Source organism: Streptomyces sp. NPDC059524 (assembly GCF_042749255.1).
Taxonomy (GTDB): domain Bacteria; phylum Actinomycetota; class Actinomycetes; order Streptomycetales; family Streptomycetaceae; genus Streptomyces; species Streptomyces xanthii.
The window spans coordinates 12,066-26,866 of the sequence record NZ_JBHYTK010000001.1 but is presented as its reverse complement, the minus strand read 5'-3'; the positions used below and the strand labels follow the sequence as shown (position 1 = coordinate 26,866).

General features: G+C 75.1%; 8 protein-coding genes. All 8 read left to right on the top strand.

Annotation, left to right across the window (positions count from 1 at the left end):
- Positions 1-16: 16 nt before the first annotated feature.
- The 8 genes from ACFW9D_RS00085 (at position 17) to ACFW9D_RS00050 (ending at position 14,648) form a co-directional block, all read left to right on the top strand.
- A complete protein-coding gene (locus ACFW9D_RS00085) occupies positions 17-1,429 on the top strand; it encodes an enoyl-CoA hydratase/isomerase family protein (protein WP_384616314.1) in 1,413 nt (470 codons plus the stop codon).
- The gene (locus ACFW9D_RS00080) at positions 1,426-2,502 is read left to right on the top strand and encodes a thiamine pyrophosphate-dependent enzyme (RefSeq protein ID WP_384616312.1); all 1,077 of its coding nucleotides are present in this window, start codon (positions 1,426-1,428) and stop codon (positions 2,500-2,502) included. The genes ACFW9D_RS00085 and ACFW9D_RS00080 overlap by 4 nt, the downstream gene beginning before the upstream one ends.
- Complete coding sequence (locus ACFW9D_RS00075) at positions 2,499-3,509, top strand: alpha-ketoacid dehydrogenase subunit beta (RefSeq protein ID WP_188341906.1); 1,011 nt, start codon at positions 2,499-2,501, stop codon at positions 3,507-3,509. The genes ACFW9D_RS00080 and ACFW9D_RS00075 overlap by 4 nt, the downstream gene beginning before the upstream one ends.
- Entirely contained in the window at positions 3,506-4,351 is an 846-nt protein-coding gene (locus ACFW9D_RS00070) for a thioesterase II family protein (protein WP_384616310.1), read from the top strand. Before ACFW9D_RS00075 ends, ACFW9D_RS00070 begins: the two co-directional genes overlap by 4 nt.
- Positions 4,348-4,566: an MbtH family protein gene (locus ACFW9D_RS00065; RefSeq protein WP_188341907.1), complete on the top strand. Its 219-nt coding sequence runs from the start codon at positions 4,348-4,350 to the stop codon at positions 4,564-4,566. The genes ACFW9D_RS00070 and ACFW9D_RS00065 overlap by 4 nt, the downstream gene beginning before the upstream one ends.
- Entirely contained in the window at positions 4,563-5,885 is a 1,323-nt protein-coding gene (locus ACFW9D_RS00060) for a PLP-dependent aminotransferase family protein (RefSeq protein ID WP_384616308.1), read from the top strand. The genes ACFW9D_RS00065 and ACFW9D_RS00060 overlap by 4 nt, the downstream gene beginning before the upstream one ends.
- Before the next feature lie 151 nt (positions 5,886-6,036).
- Positions 6,037-13,320: an amino acid adenylation domain-containing protein gene (locus ACFW9D_RS00055; protein WP_384616306.1), complete on the top strand. Its 7,284-nt coding sequence runs from the start codon at positions 6,037-6,039 to the stop codon at positions 13,318-13,320.
- 35 nt (positions 13,321-13,355) lie between these two features.
- Entirely contained in the window at positions 13,356-14,648 is a 1,293-nt protein-coding gene (locus ACFW9D_RS00050; RefSeq protein ID WP_384616304.1) for an LLM class flavin-dependent oxidoreductase, read from the top strand.
- Positions 14,649-14,801 lie beyond the last annotated feature (153 nt).

Below are 14,801 nucleotides of genomic sequence, written 5' to 3'. Positions count from 1 at the left end.
CGATCGGAGACACACCGTGCGCACACCCACGCTCGCCGCCCCGACCCCGTCGACCACCTCCGCGGGAACCGCCGTGCTCCTGCACACGGAACCCGGCCGCCCACCGGCCCTCACCGGCGACCTCGACCGCGACCGGGGCCCCGTCGGCGACCACCTGGAGTCCACCGCGCGCCTGATCGAGGCCCTGCCGCCGCGCGTCGCCCGCAGCGCGGCCCAGCAGCGGGACGCGGCCGCCCTGCACGCCGCGGCGGACGCCCTGCGCCGACGGTTCCTCGCCGCCCACGCCGAGGGCGTCTACGCGGAACTCACCGACGGCCTCACCCGCCACCCGCGCCTGGACGAACTGACCTCCCTCGCCGCCGCCCGCTTCCCCGGCCTCGTCCCCACCGCAGCCCAACTCGCCGACGACGCACGGCACATGCAGCGCAACAAGGAAGGCTGGGAGGTCGCCCTCGGCACCTTCTTCCAGGCCGTCCTCAACGCCCCGACGGCCGGCAACCACCTGCTGCGCTCCATGCTCCGCCCCACCGAGCGGGCCCGCGCCGCCCTCCTCGACTTCCAGCTCACCGGCCGCGCCGACCTCGGCATCGCCACCGTCACCCGCCAGGACGGCATCGCCCACCTGGAGCTGTGCAACGACGAGTTCCTCAACGCCGAGGACGACGCCGCCGTCGAGGCCCTGGAGACCGGCACCGACCTGGTGCTGCTCGACCCGGCCAGCCACGTCGGCGTGCTGCGCGGCGCCCCCCAGTCCCACCCCGCCCACGCGGGCCGGCGCGTCTTCAGCGCCGGCATCAACCTCACGCAGCTCTACCACGGCGACATCACGCTCCTCGGCTTCCTGCTGCGCCGCGAGGCCGGCTACATCGCCAAGTTCGTGCGCGGCCTGTGCCTCGACGACACGGCGGGGGAGGGCTGGTGGCCCGACGCCGACAAGCCGTGGGTGGCGGCCGTCGACGCCTTCGCCATCGGCGGCGGCATGCAGATCCTGCCCACCATGGACCGGGTCGTCGCCGCCGACGACGCATGGTTCAGCCTGCCGGCCATGGAGGAGGGCCTGGTCCCCGGCCTCGCCAACATGCGGCTGCTCCACTCGACCGGCTCGCGGCTCTCGCGGCGCCTCGTCTTCTGGGGCCACAAGCTGCGCGCCACCGACCCCGAGGCCTCGCTGTTCGTCGACGAGACCGTGCCCGCGGACGCCATGGACACCGCGGTCCGCGCGGCGGCGGAACACCTCGACCACCCCGCCGTCGGCGCCAACCGGCGCATGCTCACCATGGTCGAGGAGCCCCTCGACCTGTTCCGCCGCTACCTCGCCCAGTACGCCTACGAGCAGTCCCGCCAGCTGCACAGCCCCGCACTGATCACCACCCTCGAGCGCACCTGGATCCACCGGAACCGGAAGACGAGCGGCGGCGGTCAGCGATGACGGTGCTCGACGCGCCCGCGCCGCCCGCCGCCCCGCGGGCCCCGGCCGATGCCCGTACCGCACTGCGCCTGTACCGGGCGATGGTCGTCGGCCGCGCCTTCGACCGGACCGCCACCGCGTTCACCCGGCAGGGCCGGCTCGCCGTCTACCCCTCCTCGCGCGGCCAGGAGGCCTGCCAGACCGGCTCGGTGCTCGCCCTGCGGCCCACCGACTGGATCTTCCCGACCTACCGGGAGAGCGTCGCCCTGCTGACCCGCGGCATCCTCGCCGAGGACGTCCTCACCCTCTTCCGCGGCGACCGGCACTGCGGCTACGACCCGGTCGCCCACCGCACCGCCCCCCAGTGCACCCCGCTCGCGACCCAGTGCCTGCACGCGGCCGGGCTCGCCGACGCGGCCCGGATGCGCGGCGACGACGTGGTCGCCCTCGCCTACATCGGGGACGGGGCCACCAGCGAGGGCGACTTCCACGAGGCCGTCAACTACGCGGCCGTGCGCCGCGCCCCCGTCGTGTTCTTCGTCCAGAACAACCAGTACGCGATCAGCGTCCCGATCGCCAAGCAGACCGCGGCCCGCAGCCTCGCCGACAAGGCACCCGGATACGGCGCCACCGGCGTCCAGGTCGACGGCAACGACGCCCTCGCCGTGCACGCCGCCGTCACCGAGGCGGCCCGCCGCGCCCGCGCCGGCGCGGGCCCCACCCTGATCGAGGCGATGACCTACCGCCTCGAGGCCCACACCAACGCCGACGACGACACCCGCTACCGCTCCGCCGACGAGGTGGCCGCCTGGTCCGCCAAGGACCCGGTCGCCCGCCTCGAGCGGACCCTTCTCGACGACGGGCTGCTCGACGCCGCCGGCATCGCCGAGACCGCCGCGTCCGCCGACGCGCTGACGGCGGCCCTGCGCCGGGACTTCGCCGAGCCGCCCCGCCGCGACCCGATGGAGATGCTCCGCCACGTCTACCACCAGCCGCCGCACCACCTGCGCGAGCAGGCCGCGCTCCTGGCCGGTGCGGCCGACGAGGCCGACGGGGGCGGGGCCGCCGCGGAGCGAGGAGGAGAGCACCGATGACGCCCCCCACCGTCACCCTGGCCAAGGCCCTCAACACGGCCCTGCGGCACGCGATGCGCGAGGACGACCGCACCCTCGTCCTCGGCGAGGACGTCGGCACGCTCGGCGGCGTCTTCCGCGTCACCGACGGGCTGACCGAGGAGTTCGGCGAGGAACGCTGCTTCGACACACCGCTCGCCGAGTCGGCGATCATCGGCACCGCCGTGGGCATGGCCATGTACGGCTACCGGCCCGTCGTCGAGATGCAGTTCGACGCCTTCGCCTACCCCGCCTTCGAGCAACTCGTCAGCCACGTCGCCAAGTTCCGCTCCCGCACCCGCGGCGCCCTGCCGCTGCCGCTGACCGTCCGCATCCCCTACGGCGGCGGCATCGGCGGCGTCGAGCACCACAGCGACTCCTCCGAGATCTACTACATGGCCACCCCCGGCCTCACCGTCGTCACACCCGCCACCGTCGCCGACGCGTACTCGCTGCTGCGCCGCTCCATCGCCTCGCCCGACCCGGTCGTCTTCCTCGAACCCAAGCGCCTGTACTGGCAGAAGGACGAGGTGGCGCTGCCCGTCGACACCGGGCCGCTCGGCTGGGCCGCGATCCGCAGGCCCGGCACCGACGCCACCCTCGTCACCTACGGACCGACCCTGCCCGTGGCCCTCGCCGCAGCCGAGGCCGCCGCCGAGCACGGCCGCAGCCTGGAGGTCGTCGACCTGCGCACCCTGTCCCCGTTCGACGAGGACACGGTCGCCGCCAGCGTCCGCCGCACCGGCCGCGCCGTCGTCGTCCACGAGGCCCACGGCTTCGCCGGGCCCGGCGCCGAGATCGCGGCACGCATCACCGAACGCTGCTTCTACCACCTGGAGGCGCCCGTGCGCCGCGTCACCGGCCTCGACGTGCCCTACCCCGCCCCGCTGCTCGAAGGCCACTACCTGCCCGACGTCGGGCGCATCCTCGACGCCGTGGAGCGCCTGGAGTGGCCCGCGACGCCCCGGACCTCGGGGGCCGCCGCGTGAACACTGCCGCGCACTGGTACCGCTGCCCCGTGCCCCGGCCGGACGCGCGGGCCCGCCTCGTCTGCTTCCCGCACGGCGGAGGCTCCGCGTCCGCCTACTGGGGCTGGCCCGGCCTGCTGCCCGACACCGTCGAGCTGCGGGCCGCCCAGTACCCCGGCCACGCCGACCGCATCGGCGAGCCCGCACACACCGATCTGCACGCCCTGGCCGACGCCGCCGCCGAAGCCCTGCTGCCGCTCCTCGACCGCCCCGTCGCCCTGTACGGGCACAGCCTCGGCGCCCTCGTCGCCCACGAGACCGCGCTGCGCCTGGTGGCCACGGGGCACGCGCCGATGCGTCTGACCGTGTCCGGCATGCCGCCGCCGCACCGCGTCCGGCCCGGCACGGTCCACCTGGGCACCGACGCCGAGCTCCTCGCCGAACTGCGCCGCCTCGAAGGCGTCCCCGACGAGGTCCTCGCCCACCCCGACCTGCTGGACCTCGTCCTGCGCACCGCCCGCGCCGACTACGCGCTCGCCGAGACCTACACCCGGCGCCCCGGGCCCGTGCCCGCTCTGCCGGTGACCGTGCACCGGGGCCTGGCCGACCCCGAACTCACCGCAGAGGAGGCGGCCGGATGGGCCCTCGCGACCACGGGGGACATCCGCCACCGCACCTTCCGCGGCGGCCACTTCCACCTGGCCGAGGAGCCCGCGCCCGTCCTCCTCGAGCTCGTCGACGACCTCGTCAGCGACATGTCAGCCCCGCGTCGGCGGACCGGGCCAGCCTGGACGGGGACCGCTGCACACGCGGTCCCGGCACAGCCGACCCGTCCAGCACGAGCAACCGGGAGACCGTCATGAGCAACCCCTTCGAGGACGCCGAAGGCACCTACCTGGTCCTGGTCAACCACGAGGCCCAGTACTCGCTGTGGCCGTCCTTCGCCGAGGTGCCCGCCGGATGGACCGTCGCCCTTCCGGCCACCGACCGCGAGAGCGCCCTCGCCCACATCGGCGAGCAGTGGACCGACATGCGGCCCAAGTCCCTGGCCGACGCCATGGACGGGGCCGCGGCGTGACCTCGGCCGCGCTGCTCGACTCCCCGCGGGCCGCGCCCCTGCTGGCCACCTCCGACCTCCACGCCAGCCTCACCGACCCGGCCCTGACCTCGATGACGCTGCTCAACGAGATCACCGGCGACCACCCCGACGCCGTGTCCTTCGCCGCCGGCCGCCCCTACGAGGGCCACTACCGGACCGAGGCGCTCCACCGCCACCTGCGGCGCTACACCCGCTACCTGGAGCAGGAACGCGGCCTGGACGAGGAAGGGGTGCGCCGCACCCTGTTCCAGTACGGGCCCACCAAGGGGATCATCAACGAGCTCATCGTGCGGCAGCTCCTGACGGACGAGGCCGTCACGGCCGCCCCGGAGGCGGTGGTCGTGACCACCGGCTGCCAGGAGGCCATGGTCCTGCTGCTGCGGGCCCTGCGCCGCGACGCCGACGACGTCGTGTTCGCGGCCGTGCCGACCTACGTCGGGTTCACCGGCGCGGCCCGCCTCACCGAGACCACCGTGCGCCTGGTGCCCGAGGGCGCGGACGGCCTCGACCCCGAGGAGCTGGCCCGCGCCGTCGCCCGCGCCCGCGCCGACGGCCTGCGCCCGCGCGCCTGCTACGTCATCCCCGACTTCGCCAACCCGGGCGGCTCCCGGATGTCCCTCGACGACCGCAGGCGACTGCTGCGGGTCGCCGAGGAGACGGACATCCTGCTGATCGAGGACAACCCGTACTCGATGTTCCACGACGGCCAGGGACGGCTGCCCACCCTCAAGTCCCTCGACACCGCCGGCCGCGTCGTCTACATCGGCTCGTACGCCAAGACCGCCTACCCGGGGGCCCGGATCGGGTACGTCGTCGCGGACCAGCCCGTCGCGCAGGGCGGACTCTTCGCCGACCAGCTCGCCAAGCTCAAGAGCATGTTCACGCTCAACACCTCGGCGCTGGCCCAGGCCGCGATCGGCGGACTCCTGCTCGAGCACGACTGCAGCATGGAACGCGCCTGCGCCCGCGAGGCCGCCGTCTACCGCCGCAACCTGCGCGCGCTGCTCGACGGCCTCGCCGCCCGCTTCCCGCGCGACGGCGACAGCGGCGTGAGCTGGAACGTGCCCGCCGGCGGACTCTTCGCCGTGGTGAGCGTCCCGTTCGTCGCCGACGAACAGGCCCTGGAGGAGTCCGCCCGCCGCTTCGGCGTGCTGTGGACCCCCATGCACCACTTCTACGCCGGCACCGGAGGGCTGAACCAGCTCCGGCTCTCCTGCTCCGTGCTGACCCCGCGGGAGATCGCCGTCGGCCTGGACCGTCTCGCAGCCCTGGTCGAGGCCCGCTCGGGCCGCACCTGACGTCCGCCCCCGCAGCCCCGCCACACATCAGCCGCACGTCAGCGTCGTGTCGGCGGCGCGCACCACACTCGTGCCCGGACGGTGCGGACCACCGGGCCGAGGTGTGCCCGGAGGAACCCAAGCCTCGGAATTCCGACTCAGGAGACACCCGATGACCATGCTCCAGCCCTCAGGCGCGCAGACCGCCGAGACCGCCGGCCGCGGGGCGGACGAGGCGGGAACCGTACCCCTGACCGAGGACCAGCTCGGCCTGCTCCTCCAGCACCGGGCCGATCCGGAGAACTCGCCCTACAACGTGCCGCTCGCCGTCGACCTGCGCGGCCCCCTCGACGTCCCCGCCCTGCGGGACGCGCTCGCCCGGCTCGTCGCCCGCCACCCGCTGCTGTCCGCGCGGGTCCGCGACGACGACGGCGACGGACTGCCCCGCCTCGACCTCGACCCGGCCCGCACCCCCCACCTGGAACGCCGCGACGCCCCGGGCGCCGCGCACGCCGCCGACCTGCTCGCCGAGGCCCGCCGCACCCTCGACCTGGAGGGCTCGGGTGTCCTGCGCGCCGTACTCGTCGCCCACGGGCCCGAGCACCACACCCTGCTCCTCGTCGTGCACCACGTCGTCGTCGACGGCGAGTCCACCGGCCTCCTCCTCGCCGACCTCCTCGACGCGTACGAGCACGGAGAGGTCACCGGCCCGGCCCCCACCGGCTTCGGCGCCTACGTCACCGCCCGCGCCCAGGAGGCCGCCGCGCACCCCGACGCCGACGCGGCGTACTGGCGCGAGCGGCTGGACGGAGCCGACCTCACCGTCGACTTCCCGCTCGACACCCCGGGCGCGGACACCGTGCGCGAGGCGATGGTGCCGCTCGAGCTCGACACCGGCCTGTGGGAGGAGATCACCGGCTTCTCCCGCGCGCACCGGGCCGGCGCCGCCGCCGTGCTGCTCGCCGCCTACCTCAAGGCCCTCGGCACGTACGGCCGGCAGCAGGCGCCCACCGTCGGCGTACCGCTCGGCGCCCGCACCGACCCGCGCTTCGACCACACCGTCGGCTACTTCGTCCGCACGCTCCTCGTGCGCGCCCCGGCCCAGGAGCCGGAGCTGACCGCCGCCGGCTTCGTCACCGGCGTGCAGACCGAACTGGCCCGCGCCGTCGACCACGCCCGCCTGCCCTTCCCGCGCATCGCCCGCCTGGCCCCCGGCGGCGCCACCGCGGACCCGTTCAACTGCACCTTCGTCATGCACAGCTGGGCCGATCCGGGCACCGCCGCCGACGAGGGCGTCGCGCTGCGCGGCGGACTGCGCGCCCGCTGGCGCCAGGACGTGCCCACCCCCGGCCTCGGCCTGCTCACCCTGGAGCTGTACGAGGGCGGCGGCACGCTGCGCGGCCGGCTCAAGTACGACGCCACGCGCATCGAGGCCGCCACCGCCGAGGCGTTCGCCGACCACGTCACCGAACTGGCCCGGCAGCTGGTGCGCCGCCCGGACGCGGCCGTCACCGACCTCGACGGGATCGGGCCGCGCGCCCGCGCCACCCTCGACTTCCTCAACGCCACCGACCACCGGCTCGACGACACCGACATCGACACGCTGATCCGCCGGGCGGCCCAGGACGACCCGGACGCCGTCGCCGTCGAGTTCGGCGACCGCCGCTGGACCCGCCGGGAACTGGACGCCCGGATCGAGGCGTACGCCGCCGGGCTCAGCGCGCGCGGTGTGCGGTCCGGGGACCGGGTCGGCGTGCTGCTGCCGCGCACCGACGAGGCCGTCGCCGCGATGCTCGGCATCCTGCGCACCGGCGCCGCCTACGTGCCGATCGACGCCGCCCACCCGGAGGCACGCCGCCGTCACATCGTCGACAGCAGCGGCATCCGGCTCGCCGTCGTCGACCCCGAGACGGCCCAGGCCTGCCCGGCCGGACCCGAGCGGGTCCCGCTGGACGAGCTCGCCAGGCCCGGCACGGCCGACGTACGAGGCCCCCGCCCGGGCGACGCCCTGCACATCCTGTACACCTCCGGCTCCACCGGCACGCCCAAGGGCGTCCAGCTCAGCCACCGCGCCCTGGTCACCGACGTCCTCGCCGCCGTACGCCACTTCGGCATCGGGCCGGACGACGCGATGCTGCTCAAGGCCCCGTTCACCTTCGACGTCAGCGCCCACGAGATGCTCGTCGCGCTGGTGTCCGGCGCCCGGCTGATCGTGGCGCCGCCGGACGCCGAGCGCGACCCCGACGTGATGGCCGAGGCAGTCGAACGCCACGGCGTCACCCTGCTGCACGCCGTCCCCTCCCAACTGCGGCTGCTCATCGAGGCGGACGCCTTCCGGCGCAACCGGACGCTGCGCACCGTCGTGTCCACGGGCGAGACGCTGCCCAACGAACTGCGCGCCGCGTTCGAGGCCGCGCACCCGGCCCGGCTGCACAACGCGTACGGGCCGACCGAGACCTCGTACTCCACGGTCTTCTCCTGGAGCCGGGACGAGGACGCCTTCTGGACCCGGCGCGCCGACGTGCCGATCGGGGTCCCCTTCGACAACATCCGCTGCTACGTGCTCGACGAGGCCCTGCGCGAACTCCCGCCGGGGGCCCCGGGCGAGCTGTGGATCGGCGGCGGCACCGTCTCCGACGGCTACGTCGGCGACCCCGAGCGCACCGCGGAGCGCTACCGCACCCTGGACCTCGGCCCGCGCACCGAGACCGTCTACCGCACCGGCGACCTGGTCCGGCTGCTGCCCGGAGGCGCGCTCACCCATCTGGGCCGGCTCGACGACCAGGTGAAGATCAACGGCAACCGGGTCGAACTGGGCGAGGTGCGCGGCGCGTTGATGTCGCTGCGCGAGGTGCGGGACGCCACGGTCCAGGTGTCCCGGCACGCCGGCGGCAGCCTGCAGATCGTCGCCCACGTGGTGACGAGCGCCGAGGTGACGCGGGTGCGCGCGGAACTGGCCCGGCTGCTGCCGTCCCACATGGTCCCCGCTCACCTCCACCGCGTCCCCGTCATCCCCGTCCTGCCGAACGGCAAGACCGACCGGCAGGCCCTGGCCCGGCTCGCGGCGCAGGGCGACCAGCCGGCCGAGCCGGCACAGCCCGAGACGGACACCGACATCGCACAGCCCGCACAGCCCGAGAAGGACGCCGAGATCGCACAGCCCGCACAGCCCGTGACCCCCGTCGCGGCCACGGTCCCGGCCGCCCCCGCCGCGCTGCCCGCCGTGCGCGCCGTCTGGCGGGAGCTGCTGGGGGAGGCGCGGGACGACGCGCAGTTCTTCGAGGCCGGCGGCGACTCCATCCTCGCCATGCAGATGGTGTCCCGGCTGCGCCGCGAGGGACTCACCCTGACCATGCGCGACATCTACCGGCACCCGGTCCTGGCCGCGCTCGCCGCCCACCTGGACGAGACGGCGCCCGCGCCCGCACCGGCCCGTGCCACCGCCACGACCCCGGCCCCCGCGCCCGCCGCGCCCCGCGGCGCCGCGTCACCGCTCGCGCCGGTGCAGTCCTGGTTCTTCCGGCACATCAGAACCGACGCCCACCAGTGGAACCAGTCGGTGCTCCTGGAGCTGAACCGGCCCGTCGACCCCACCGTGCTGCGCCTGGCCCTCCAGGCCGTCGTCGCCGCCCACCCCGCGCTCAGCGCCCGCTTCGAGGCCGGCGCCGACGGCGACCACGCCGAGGGCCGCATGATCGCCGCCGCCCCGTTCGCCGCGTACGAGCCCCGCGACGTGCTGCGCGAGTGCCAGGTGCACGACGACGCCGAACTCGACGGCGCCCTGGAGGACATCGAGGCGAGCCTCGACCCGCTCGACGGCGTGCACGTGCGGGCCCTGCTCGCGCACGACCACCGCCGGCCCGACAGCGACGGCCTGCTCCTCATCGCCGTCCACCACCTCGTCGTCGACGGCGTGTCCTGGCGCATCCTCCTGGAGGACCTGGAGCACGCGCTCACCTCCCTGTCCGACGGCGCCCTGCCCGCCCTGCCCGACGAGGCGTGCCGCTACGAGGACTGGGTCGCCTCCCTGCCCGCCGTCGCCGCCCGGCCCGGCGAGGCCGACCACTGGCGCTCCCTCGCCGACGCCCGCGGCGCGGCGCAGAGCCTGCTGCTCACCACGCCCGCGCCCGACGAACGGGACATCCGCCGCGTCGAGTTCGCGCTCGACCCCGAGGCCACCGCCCGTCTCATCGGCCCGCTGCCCCGCCGCCTCGGCCTCCAGGTGCACCAGGTGATGACCGGCGCCTTCGCGCAGGCCCTCGCCCGCTGGCGCGGCACCCGCCAGGTGACCTTCGACGTGGAGACCCACGGCCGGCACGGCCGCGACGACCTCTTCCGCACCGTCGGCTGGTTCACCTCCATCCACCCGGTCGTGCTGGCCGCCGAGCGCGCCCAGGACCCGGAGGGCTGGCTCGCCGAGGTCACCCAGGGCCTGACCGAGGTGCCGGAGGGCGGCGTCGGGTTCGGCGCGTGCCGCGAGTTCTCCGACGACCCCGCCCTGCGCACCCTCCTGCGGGCGCTGCCGCCCGCCCTCGTCTGCTTCAACTACTACGGCCAGGCCGACCAGTTGAGCCCCAACGGCGGCTTCACCATGTCCGGCCGCCCCATCCCGCGCGAGCACTCCGCACGCTGCGAGCGCGTGTACGGCATCGAGGTGTACGGCATCGTCCACGGCGGCCGCCTGCGCATGGGGCTCACCTGGGTCCCCAGCCCCGCCGACGGCGTCGACGAGGCGGGCGTCGAGGCGCTCGTCGACCAGATGCGATGGGTCCTCGCGACCCTCGCCGGCGCCGACCCGCAGGACGTGTCCGCCGCCGAGATCGCCGCCCCCGGCCGCCCCGTCGCCCCCGCCCGCAACGCGCCCCGCAGCGCCGTCGAACGGGAGGAGGACCATGACCTGCCCGGTGCCGTCCTGCCGATCGCGGCCGAGGAGCCGGAGACGGTGCCCGTCACCCCGCAGCAGCACGGCCTGCTCCTCGACGCCCTCGCCCACCGCGGCACCGGCCGCTACGTCGAGCAGCTGTACTGGCGCTGGTACGGCGCCCTGGACACCGAGCGCTTCGCCGCCGCGTGGCGGTCCGTGTTCGAGCGCGAGACGGTCCTGCGGGCCGCCTTCGACTGGGACGAGGACCCCCGCCTCGTCCTGCACGAAGGCGTCACCCCCGAGATCGTCCGGCACCCCGCCGGCACCGTCGACTGGGACGAACTCCTGGAGCGGGACCGGGAGCGCGGCTTCGACCTGCGCGAGCCCGGCCTGCTGCGCGCCACCCTCGTCGACGACGCGGCCGCCGACGGCCCGGACGCCGACGGCGCCCCCTCGACCCGCGTTCTGATCACCTTCCACCACGTGCTCCTGGACGGCTGGAGCGTCTCCGTCCTGCTCCAGGAGTTCTACCGGGCCTACCTCGTCGGCGGCGACCTGCCCGGCAGCGAACGGCGCCCCGACATCCGCGACTACGCGCGCTGGCTGGCCGAGCAGGACACCGCGCCCGCCCGGGAGTTCTGGTCGGCTGCCGTCCCGTCGGCCGCCCCGGCCGTGCGGCCCGCCCTGCCCGGCCCCGCGACCGAGGAGCACGGCTGGGGCCGCGCCGAGGTTCGCATCGAGCGGGCCGAGGCCGACCGGCTGCGCGCCTGGGCCGCGGCCCGCGCCGCGACCGAGTCCAGCGCCCTCCAGGCCGTGTGGGCCCTGCTCCTGTACCGCGCCTCCGGAGCGGACGGCGTCGCCCCGGTCGGCTTCGGCGTCACCGTGTCCGGCCGCGGCATCCCCCTCGACTCGATCGAGCGGCTGCCCGGACTGCTCATGAACTCGCTCCCCATGACCATCCAGGTCGACCCCGCCCACACCGTGCCGCGGCTGCTGACCGAACTGCGCGACCAGGCCCTCGACATGGCCGCCTACGAATGGGTGTCGACCGGACAGATCCACGAGTGGAGCGGGCGCCGGGCCGACGAGAAGCTCGTCGAGAGCCTCATCGTCTTCGAGAACTACCCGCGCTCCTCCGACGACCTGGAGGCGGCCCTCGCCGCGCACGACATCCGCGTCGAGCTCCCCGAGGCCGCCGGATCCCAGACCGCGTTCCCCGTCACCCTGCTCGCCCACCGCGACGTGGACGGCAGCCTCGTCCTCACCGCCGTGCACGACCGCGGCCGGATCGCGGACCGGGACGCCGGCCGCCTCGTCGCCCAGTGCGCCCGCCTGCTGCGCGAGCTGCCGGACACCGCCGACGACGCGACCACGGTCGGGGACATCGTCGCCGGCCTGGACGCCGCCGACCTGCCCCGCATGGCCGAGCGCGCCGAACCGGGCACCGGCGAGGCCGGCGGCGCGCACGTCACCTGGCCCGAAGGACCCAGCACCCGCCTGGTGAAGGAAGCCTGGGAGGCCGTCTTCGGCAGCGAACCCCTCGACGCCGGAGCGCACTTCTTCGAAGCCGGCGGTCACTCGCTCCTCGCGATGCGGCTGCTGCGCGAGATCAACACCCGATCCGGACGCACCCTGCGTCTCGACGAACTCCTCGCCCACCCCAGGGCGGGACAGATCGCCGGGCTGCTCGGCCGGGACCCCGGAGACGACGACGCCACTTCCCCCCGCGGCGTCCTCGTCCCCCTGCGTCCCGCCGGGCAGCCCGGTGCCACCACCGTCTACCTCGTCCACCCGCCGGGCGGCCAGGTCGCCTGCTACGCGCAGCTCGCCCACTGCTACGAGGGCCCCGAGGCGCTCGTCGGCATCCGCGACCCGCGCGTCGACGAACCCGAGCCGCGCCACCTCACCGCCGAGCAGCTCGCCGACCACTACGTCGAGGCCCTGCGCCCCGCGCTCGACGCGGGCGAGCGGATCGTCCTGGGCGGCTTCTCCGGCGGCGGCGTCATCGCCTACGAGATGGCCCGGCTGATCACCGCCGAGGGCGGCCGGCCCCCGCTGGTCCTCCTCGTCGACGCGGGCGCGCCCGACGGCGAACTCACCGACGCCGACGCCGAGGGATCCTTCGCCAACCAGCTGCGGGCCGTCGCCGAGGGCCGCACCCCCGCACCGGACGCCGAGGGCCCCGGCGCACGCCCGGCCGGCGCGACCGCCGGCGCGGACGCCGACCCGCTCGCCGAACCGGACGGCTCCGCCTCCTATCTGAGCGAGATCGCCCAGATCGCCGACTGGATGCGCGGCGACGGCGGCGGCGACCCGGTCGCCCTCATGCGCGACAGCGTCGAGGCCGTCCAGCGCTACCGCCCCCGGCCCTACGACGGCCCCGCGACCGTGCTGCGCGCGGGCGACACCGGCTTCGGCAAGGGCACCGAGTACGACGAGAGCGACCGCTTCCACGCGCGGCCCGGCCTCGGCTGGGAGGACCACGTCGAAGACCTGTCCATCCGGGTCGTACCGGGCAACCACGTGACGATGCTGACCGGCGACAACGTCCGCCGCCTGGCCCGCATCCTCGCCTCCGCCGTCCGCCGCTGACGCCGCGCGCACCGAACCCAGGGAGAGCACCGAACATGACCACGCCCCGCCGGCGCATCACGCTCGCCGGCATCATCGACGGCCCCGGCGGCCACGTCGCCGCCTGGCGCCACCCGTCGACCCAGGCGGACGCCCAGCTCGACTTCGAGTTCCACAAGAAGAACGCGCAGACCCTCGAACGCGGCCTGTTCGACGCCGTGTTCATTGCCGACATCGTCGCCGTGTGGGGCACCCGCCTGGACTCGCTGTGCCGCACCTCGCGCACCGAGCACTTCGAACCGCTGACCCTGCTCGCCGCCTACGCCGCGGCCACCGAGCACATCGGCCTGTGCGCGACCGCGACGACCACGTACAACGAACCGGCCCACATCGCGCGCCGCTTCGCCTCTCTCGACCACCTCAGCGGCGGCCGCGCCGGCTGGAACGTCGTCACCTCCGCCGCCCCGTGGGAGTCCGCGAACTTCGGCTTCCCCGAGCACCTGGAGCACGGCAAGCGCTACGAGCGGGCCCAGGAGTTCATCGAGGTCGTCAAGGCGCTCTGGGACAGCGAGGGCCGCCCGATCGACCACCACGGCGCGCACTTCGACGAGAGCGGACCGCTCGACGTCGCCCGCCCGCCGCAGGGCCGGCCCGTCATCATCCAGGCCGGGTCCTCGCCCGTGGGCCGCGAGTTCGCCGCCCGCCACGCCGAGGTGATCTTCACCCGGCACAACACGCTCCCCGACGCCCAGGCCTTCTACTCCGACCTCAAGGAACGCGTCGCCGCCCAGGGCCGCGACCCCGAGAAGGTCCTCGTCTGGCCCACCCTCGCGCCGATCGTCGCCGCCACCGAGACCGAGGCGAAGCAGCGGCTCCAGGAGCTTCAGGACCTCACCCACGACCACGTGGCGCTGCGCACCCTCCAGGACTTCCTCGGCGACGACGTCGACCTCAGCACCTACCCGATCGACGGCCCCGTGCCCGACATCCCGTACACCAACCAGTCCCAGTCGACGACCGAGCGGCTCATCGGCCTCGCCCGCGCCGAGAACCTGTCGATCCGCGGCCTCGCCCTGCGGCTCATGGGCGACATCGTCGTCGGCACGCCGGAGCAGCTCGCCGACCACATGGAGAGCTGGTTCACCGGCCGCGGCGCCGACGGCTTCAACATCGACTTCCCGTACCTGCCGGGCTCCGCCGACGACTTCGTCGACCACGTCGTGCCCGAGCTCCAGCGCCGCGGCCTGTACCGCACCTCCTATGAGGGCGGCACGCTGCGCGAGAACCTCGGCCTCGACACCCCCGCGCCGGCCCGCACCACCGACGTCCCCGCAGGAGCCACCGCATGAGCGCCCCGATTCTCGCCGGCCGGATCGACACGCACGCCGACGGCGCCACGTTCGACACGCTCACCGGTGTCGCCCGCGCCGCGGAGGCCGCCGGCTTCGACGCCCTGATCCTCGACGACGCGAAGCGGCCCGCCCCCGGGCCCCGCCCCGGCG